Consider the following 7069-nt stretch of genomic DNA (forward strand, 5'->3'; position numbering starts at 1 on the left):
ACGCTCAGAGTAATGGTTGCTACTCCCGCAGGATTACGCAGGTGGTGTCGCGCAGCTGACCGCTGCTCGCCGGCCAGAGCTCGTCACCGGGCCAGCGGAGCTCGTGGTGACTGCCCCACCGGTGCTGCCACCGCAGCCAGCGCCGCAGCACCTGCGGCGAGGGCTCACGCCAGGGGAAGCGGCGCTGGCAGGCGTTCAGCAGCCACGGCTCGCAGGCGCGGTAGAGCCCCACCGCCCCCAGGAGGGTGGCGGCGGGCACCAGCCACCCTCCTGGCAGCGACCAGGCGTGTTCGCGGGCCAGGCACCAGCCGGCGACGAACAGCGACGTCACGACGCCCCGCAGCTGGGAGCGGTCCTCGGTCCGCTGCTCCTGCCGGTAGGCGCAGAGCACGCGGGCGAGCTCGGCCCGCCCGGCCTCGACCTCGGCGGCCCGGCGTCGCGCACCGGCACGACCGGCCAGCTGGGCACTCGCGGCGCGCGCGGCGGCGCACGTCGGGCAGGCGTCCTGGCCGGCGAGGTGGCCACCGGCCCGCTGCAGGCTCAGGGCTGCCGCCTCGCCGATGTCCCGCTCGTCCTGGTCGAGGTCGACGACGTCTGCCGCCTGCGTGAGCAGCTGCTCGCGCAGGCGCTGGTGCTCGCGGCGGTGCCGCAGCTCGCCGAGCTCCTCGGCGAAGGACCCCACTGGCTCGTGCGCCCGCTCCCCCAGCTCGACCTCGACGTCGCCGTCCCGGTCCTCGTTGGTGGTGCCCACCGTCGCCACCTACCCCCTCCGGCACGCGGCCGGCCCGTAGCGGGAGCGGCCCGCCGGAGCCGCTCGAGGAACCAGGGGGTTCCTCATCACGACTCAGGTAGGCGAAGCGGCCAAGACCGGACACACCACTTCCGAGCGACTGCCTGGCTGACGACGCCACCGAGGCTGGCGCTCACCGGCCGGCCCGGCGTGGTCGGTGAGGGGGTCCAGCAGCAGCGCGCCGGTAGGCGTCGGCCCGTCCGCCGGTGCGGGTGCACCGGCCACAGGGCGATGATCGCCGCCGTGATCACCGCCGTCGGCGACCTGCTCGAGCTGGCGGCGCTCCCGCCTGCGGGCTGGGGCTGGCCACCGGCGCGTCCGCACGGATCGCAAGCCCTAGCGCCGAGCCCCTCCCACGAGGGCTGTGCGCACCATCGCTCGCGCAGTAGCGTCGCGGCACCGGGAGCCGCCGGGCAGCGCGACGAGGCGCTGGTGCACCGGGGGTGCGATAAGGGGGACGGCCATGGGGCTGCACAGCGGGACGACGGGGTCGTGGCGGGTGCGTACGGCGCGGGCGGCGGCGGCAGCGGTGGCCGCGGCCGCGCTCGGCGTCACCGGGGCGGGTACGGCGGCCGCGGTACCGGTGCCGCCGGGCGCCTGCCACGCGCCGTGGTTCGCCAGCACGCAGCTGACCAACCCGCAGGATCCGGGATTCTTCGCCCGGATCGACCGCAACGGCGACGGCGTCATCTGCATCAAGGACTGGAGAGGGCCGGACCCCGATCCGGCCATCGGCTTCCTGGCCATCGACAACAACCTCCGTCGCGGCTGACGGGAGCGGGCGAGGTCGCTGCACGGCACCTGCGGGCGATCCCGGCGAGCGTCGGCAGGAGCGCAAGTGCGCACGGCCACCCGACGAGGCAGCGATCCGGCCCGGGACGGGTGCGGTCGGCGCGCCCCACCCTCGGTGGGCGCTTGGTACAGCCGCATCAGCGATGCCGAGCCCCCGGGGAGCGAGCGCGCCGGCACGCGTCCGGAGGTCGAGGTCTTGATCTCCAGGACGCCGCTGTCGATGACCTGCCCCCTGGACGGCAGGCAGGTCACGACGCTCCCCGCTCCATGTGCTGAGCGAAGGTCAGCTGCTCGCACTCGGTGCACGTCGGCTGGGTGAAGTCGGGGAAGCCGCTCTCGTCGAGGACGCGTCGGGTCCTTTCGTCGCACTGCCCGCACCAGGGCTTGATCAGGGTCAGCTGGACCTGGTGCGGGTGCGGAGGAGCCTCCTCCAGCGGCACGAGCGTCTTGGCGAACAGGCCGCAGGGGTTGTCCAGGGCGCCCGGGCGCAGGCGGCGGTCCACCGTCTCCAGGATGTCCTGCCGCGTCCAGCCACGCCGCATCCGCTGCTCGACGAGGCCGCGCAGCCGCACCGCGTCCCTGCCGGTGGGGTGCAGCTGCTGCGGCAGCTGCACCACGGTGCGCTCGACCTCGTCGACGTCGACGTCGGCGTCGAGACCGACCTCGACGCTGACCTCGACGCCGGTGCCGGCGGCGGTGCTGCCGTCGCCGGCGCTGGCCGACACCGGGCCCCGCGCCGGGGTGCGCGCTCTCCTCCCTCGATCCGCGGCCGACGTCACGTCACGTGCGGACGTAGACGTGACGTGGTTCGTCTTCTTGGGTGTGGTGATCTTCTTAGGTATTGATGTTCTAAGGGTCGGATCCTCCGTACACGGAGGATCCGTATCCGGCTCAGCCGTATACGGAAAATCCGCATACGGTGCGGAGGGCGCGGCCTCGACCGCCGTATCCGGCTTTTCCGTAAACGGTGCTGAGCTGCGGCGACGCTTCTTGGAGCGGGGCTGCTCCTCCCCCGCCGGCTGCTCCACCTGGTCCTCCCGGCTCAGCTTGCCGGTGAGCCTGTAGTCCACCTCGGCCATCCGGCCGCCGTCGCTGCGGTTCTGGATGAGCACCATGTAGCCGGCGTCGACGAGCTCGCGCAGACCCGCGTAGATCGCGTCGCGGCCGTCCTTGTTCTGCGCGATCAGCTGCTGGATGGTCAGCCGGTAGCCCTCCTTGTGGGAGGAGATCGCCAGCAGCAGCCCCTTGGCCTTCAGGCTCAGGTCGGGGTCACGGGCCCAGTCGTTGGAGACGACCGTGAAGTTGTCGGTGGGCAGCGCGCCCCTGATCACGGCCATCAGAGGGCCCCGCCCATCGTGAGGAGCCGGTCGCTGACGCGGCGGCGGGTCGTCGAGGCGGCGCCGTCGATCGGACTGCTGACCGGACTGCTGATCGGTGGGGTGTGCCTGCAGGCGCGGTGCTCAGCGGCCATCGGGGACGCCATGCGGCTGCCGGAGAGGGTGTGACTGGTGAGGCTGCTGAGGTGTACGCAGCGCACACGCGGGGTCACGTCCGTACCACAAGCAGGGTGTGACGCGGCGTGTCGCCCGCTTCGGACTACACGAAAGCCGGGGTGAGCGTCTACGCTCATGACTAGCTCCTGAGTGGTATTGCGGCTGGGCAGCCAATGCGATCGAGGGGGCCGGACGGCGGCGGAGTCGGTCAGTACGGGAGTTGGCGCTCCCGACCGGCGAAGCCGCCGTCGTCGTGTGCGGAGCTAGGCGCTGATGCGCAGCTCCTGCTGTCTGGGCCCGTCGGCGTCGACGGGGCGGATGAAGTCCGGGTCGGCGAAGGCGTGAGCGCGCGCCATGACCAGCGTGAAGTAGTCCGTGAGAGGGATGCCGAGCTCACGCGCTCGCTGCTCGTAGGCGCGCTTGTGGTCGACAGGCACGCGAATGGTGACCTGCTCGCGCACCCCGCGGGGGACGGGACCGGGCTTCCTTCGTTCAGCCATGCGCATGGTCTACCGCAACGCAGACTCGGAGTCGAGGATGCGGGGCGCGACGCGCGCGGCGTGTCGATCTTGCCGATGTCGGCGCGCCCGCGGCGCGCACCCTCCCCGGCGCTCTGGGCGCCCGCGCCGCGAGGGGCGGCGCCGGAGGTCGATCGGGTGGTCGGCGGGACGAGGAAGCTGTTCACACCACGACCAGGTACGCCTCAGGGGCCGAACCGGACACACTTCATCGGGGAAGTCGCGTGACGACCGTCACGGCGTCACGGCCGCGGTGTCAGGAGACGAGGGCGAGGCCGCTGACCACGGCCAGCTCACCGGCGAGCATGTACGGGCCGAAGGCGCGCCGAGCGCGCCACGAGGTGCGCTGCGAGCGCAGGGTGATGATCCCGACCACCGCGAAGAGGACGAAGCCGAGCATCGCCCCGGCCCACCACGCGCCCCAGCCCAGCCAGGCCAGCTGCGCACCGAGCACCCCGGCGAGCTTGACGTCACCGCGCCCGAGCTCACCGGGGCGCAGCGCACGCAGCAGGCGGTACAGCCCCCACAGCAGCACTCCCCCACCCGCCGCGCGCCCCAGCGCCATCCACTGACCCTCCCCGACCGCCGCCGCCGCGAAGCAGACGGCGGTGAGCGGGTAGGCCGGCAGCACCAGCCGGTCCGGCAAGCGCAGCTCGTGCAGGTCGATGCGGGCCATCGCCACGCCGGCCACCGCCAGGTAGGCGAACGGCACCCAGGAGAGCGGGCCCTGCAGCACCCGGGCGGCGGCAGCGGCGAACAGCGCCGCGAGCGCACCGGCCACCGCGTGGCTCCACCAGCGTCCCCGGCGTGCCGGTGGGGCGCTGGGGCGCCGGTCCACGAGCGCGGAAGCTCCCCAGGCGGCCAGCGCGACGGGCACCGCTGCTGCGATCAGCATGGAGTGCGACGTCCTCCCCGGTGCCCGCTGGTGGCAGGCTCAGCGGGCAGGGGTGACGACAGCGGCACCGGCACCACTCCCCCGCTGCGGCCCCACCCGCTGCTGGCGCGCACGCTCACGCGCGCCGCCGCCTGGAAGCGGCGGCACCCGTGAGCCTGCTCACCCCGTGGCCGTGCCGTACTCGGCGGCCACGGCCACGTCGATGAGCTGCTGGCGATTGGTGCCGTGCTGCCTGGCCAGGTCGTCGATCACCTCCACCTGGGCGGGGGTGAAGTCCAAGGTGACGCGCACCCGGCGCTCCACCTCGCCAGGCAGGTCCTTGAAGAGGGAGCCGCTGCGCAGCGAGCGGCTCTGCTGCAGCAAGCGCGGCAGGTGAGCGGCCTGGTGGTCGATGGCCAGCAGCGCCAGGGCCGTGTTGGTGCGCCCCGTCGCCTTGCGCGCGGAGGTGAGCAGCTCGTGCGTGCTCACCATGAGCTTGCTGACGGTCCGGTGCGCACCCGCCGGGCCCGCGGCCGCCTTCGCGGCAGTGGCAGCACGCGCCGGTGCCGCCCGCCGCGGCGCCACCTTCTTGTCCGACCGCCCCTGTGCGGTGCGCACCGGTGCACTCGGCTGCGCGGGCGCGGTCACCGCGCTGCCGGCCACGCTGCTCGCCGCTGCGGCCGGTGCTCCTGCAGCAGCGTCCTGCCCCTCCCCCGGCGCGCTCTGGGACGTCCCGGAGCCGGGTGCGGCTTCGACCTGTCCGGCGCTGTCCGTCAAGGTCTGCACGCTCGACGTGGGCTCAGGCCCCGTGGCCGGATCGGTCGGCTGCAGCGGCACCGCCTCGGGTGCCTGCTTCACTGGCGCCTCGAGCGCCGTCTCGCTCGCGTGAGCTTGCGGCGCGGTCGCAGCGGGCTCGACGGGCTCGACGGGTGCGTCGGCCAGGGCCGAGGGCTCCTCACGGCTCGGCTGGGCTGGCTCAGGCGAGGCAGCGCCTCTCCTGGCGCGCGCCAGCCCGGTGGGGATCTCCCGAGGAGCTCGAGTGGCCTTGGAAGCCTGTGAAGGGCTGCTGCGCTTGAAGGCCGCCTTCATTTCCTCGCGGCTGGGAGCCGGGCGCCTGAGCAGGGCCGGGGTCGGTTCCGTCATGCCCGCGCTCCTTGCTCCTCAGCCCGCAGCACCGCCTGGCGCTCTTGTGCGCTCGCGCTGCCCTCGTCGCTGCCCGCGTCGATGCCCTCGTGCGCCTCTAGGGCCTCACGCCGAGCCGCTTCTTCCTCCCCGATGCGCCCGAGCACCTCCGCCGCCAGGGAGAAGTAGTCATCCGCCAGGCTCTCGCCCGACGCGGACTGGTAGCGCCCCACCTCCGACCGGGGTCGCCCATCACGCAGCGCCTGCCACCACGGCTCTGCCTCGGCCGCGACGTTGACCAGCTCCGGCACCAAGAGGCCGCGGTCACGAGCACCGACGGCGACCGTCTCGGCGTAGCGCACGACCGTGGTCGTCAGCAGGGTCTCCGTGTCATCAACGCCGAACTCCTGCAGGTCCTCCTGCATGGCCGCCAAGGCGTTGGCCCGCAGGGTCGTGGCCGAGGGGTTGACCCCCGCCAGGACGACAGCCAGCAGGTCCAGCGGCTGAGGCGCCTTGCCGGCACGGGCATGGATGAAGCGCTCAGCGACCTTGATCATGCCCTCCCGGCTGGCCTTGTCGGTACGGGTGGGGATGAGCACCCAGCGCGCGGCACCCAAGGCCATCTGCTGGAGCACCTCCTCACCGGGAGGGCAGTCGATGAAGATGAAGTCGTAGTCCCCGGCGATGGGCGCCAGGCTCGTCGCCAGCGCGCGCAGCGGAAGGTCCGGGTCGCGCTGACTCATGGCCTGCTGGGCGATGAAGGCCGACAACGTGCCCAGCTCTCGACCGCCCGTCACGAGGTCCAGGTCCGGGCGGACCTGGCGCATCGGCTCCAGCGGCTTGCCCAGGAAGACGGACTGCATCAGGCCCTGGCCCTGGTCGCTGCTGGCCTGCACTCCGAAGTCCAGCGCCAGGTTGCCCTGGACGTCGAGGTCGACAGCCAGGACCCGGTAGTCCGGAGCCTGTGCCGTCAGGCCGGCCAGGTGAGCCGTCAGGGCCGTCTTGAGCACCCCGCCCTTGCCGTTGATGACGGCGACGACGCGGTCGAGAGCTTCCCAATCGATGGCGTTCAGGGCAGTCCTCATCACGACCACTCCCCCACCGCTGCAGCACGGCGAGCAGGACGGGCGGCGCTCGCTGCACCGGTCCAGGGCCTTCGACTGCCAAGCATGCGCCGGAGGCTATCCACTGAGTGCATCAACCCGGCTGTCGACACGCGCATCAACGTGGTGCATCAGCGCGGCTGTCGCCTCGGTGCATCAGCGCGGCTGTCGGCGTGGTGCATCAGCACGGCTGTCGCCTCGGTGCATCAGCACGGCTGTCGGCGTGGTGCATCAGCACGGCTGTCGCCTCGGTGCATCAGCACGGCTGTCGCCTCGGTGCATCAGCACGGCTGTCGCCTCGGTGCATCAGCACGGCTGTCGCCTCGGTGCATCAGCACGGCTGTCGCCTCGGTGCATCAGCACGGCTGTCGCCTCGG

At 72.7% G+C, this 7069-nt stretch carries 8 protein-coding genes; 2 read left to right on the forward strand and 6 right to left on the reverse strand.

The genetic code is table 11. The features are described 5' to 3' along the window. Window positions 1-19 precede the first annotated feature (19 nt). Window positions 20-751, reverse strand: a complete 732-nt coding sequence (locus tag ACRYR7_RS04700; RefSeq protein ID WP_432570906.1) for a hypothetical protein — start codon at window positions 749-751, stop codon at window positions 20-22. Between the two features lie 502 nt (window positions 752-1253). On the opposite strand from ACRYR7_RS04700, the gene ACRYR7_RS04705 reads away from it, so the two are divergent. Then, entirely contained in the window at window positions 1254-1562 is a 309-nt protein-coding gene (locus ACRYR7_RS04705) for a hypothetical protein (protein WP_432570907.1), read from the forward strand. Window positions 1563-1830: 268 nt separating this feature from the next. Here ACRYR7_RS04705 and ACRYR7_RS04710 read toward each other — a convergent pair whose 3' ends face one another. The 4 genes from ACRYR7_RS04710 to ACRYR7_RS04725 form a co-directional block, all read right to left on the reverse strand. Next, window positions 1831-2919: a hypothetical protein gene (locus tag ACRYR7_RS04710; RefSeq protein ID WP_432570908.1), complete on the reverse strand. Its 1089-nt coding sequence runs from the start codon at window positions 2917-2919 to the stop codon at window positions 1831-1833. Between the two features lie 419 nt (window positions 2920-3338). Beyond that, the gene (locus ACRYR7_RS04715; RefSeq protein WP_432570909.1) at window positions 3339-3575 is read right to left on the reverse strand and encodes a hypothetical protein; all 237 of its coding nucleotides are present in this window, start codon (window positions 3573-3575) and stop codon (window positions 3339-3341) included. Window positions 3576-3849: 274 nt separating this feature from the next. Beyond that, window positions 3850-4488, reverse strand: coding sequence for a prepilin peptidase (locus ACRYR7_RS04720; RefSeq protein ID WP_432570910.1), 639 nt, complete (start codon window positions 4486-4488; stop codon window positions 3850-3852). Between the two features lie 159 nt (window positions 4489-4647). Further along, entirely contained in the window at window positions 4648-4956 is a 309-nt protein-coding gene (locus ACRYR7_RS04725; protein WP_432570911.1) for a hypothetical protein, read from the reverse strand. On the opposite strand from ACRYR7_RS04725, the gene ACRYR7_RS04730 reads away from it, so the two are divergent. Continuing rightward, window positions 4949-5356, forward strand: a complete 408-nt coding sequence (locus ACRYR7_RS04730; RefSeq protein WP_432570912.1) for a hypothetical protein — start codon at window positions 4949-4951, stop codon at window positions 5354-5356. The two genes, ACRYR7_RS04725 and ACRYR7_RS04730, sit on opposite strands and share 8 nt — an antisense overlap. Window positions 5357-5606: 250 nt before the next feature. Here ACRYR7_RS04730 and ACRYR7_RS04735 read toward each other — a convergent pair whose 3' ends face one another. Continuing rightward, window positions 5607-6674 (reverse strand): ParA family protein, encoded by a 1068-nt coding sequence (locus ACRYR7_RS04735; RefSeq protein WP_432570913.1) that lies wholly within the window; start codon window positions 6672-6674, stop codon window positions 5607-5609. Between the last annotated feature and the right edge of the window lie 395 nt (window positions 6675-7069).

It is taken from the genome of Kineococcus gurbantunggutensis, assembly GCF_050871925.1.
In the GTDB taxonomy this organism is placed as follows: domain Bacteria; phylum Actinomycetota; class Actinomycetes; order Actinomycetales; family Kineococcaceae; genus Kineococcus.

Coding starts and splice junctions, on each gene's coding strand:
- ACRYR7_RS04735 (WP_432570913.1), bottom strand. CDS start 6,674: ATGAGGACTGCCCTGAACGCCATCGATTGGGAAGCTCTCGACCGCGTC.
- ACRYR7_RS04715 (WP_432570909.1), bottom strand. CDS start 3,575: ATGGCTGAACGAAGGAAGCCCGGTCCCGTCCCCCGCGGGGTGCGCGAG.
- ACRYR7_RS04705 (WP_432570907.1), top strand. CDS start 1,254: ATGGGGCTGCACAGCGGGACGACGGGGTCGTGGCGGGTGCGTACGGCG.
- ACRYR7_RS04720 (WP_432570910.1), bottom strand. CDS start 4,488: ATGCTGATCGCAGCAGCGGTGCCCGTCGCGCTGGCCGCCTGGGGAGCT.
- ACRYR7_RS04710 (WP_432570908.1), bottom strand. CDS start 2,919: ATGGCCGTGATCAGGGGCGCGCTGCCCACCGACAACTTCACGGTCGTC.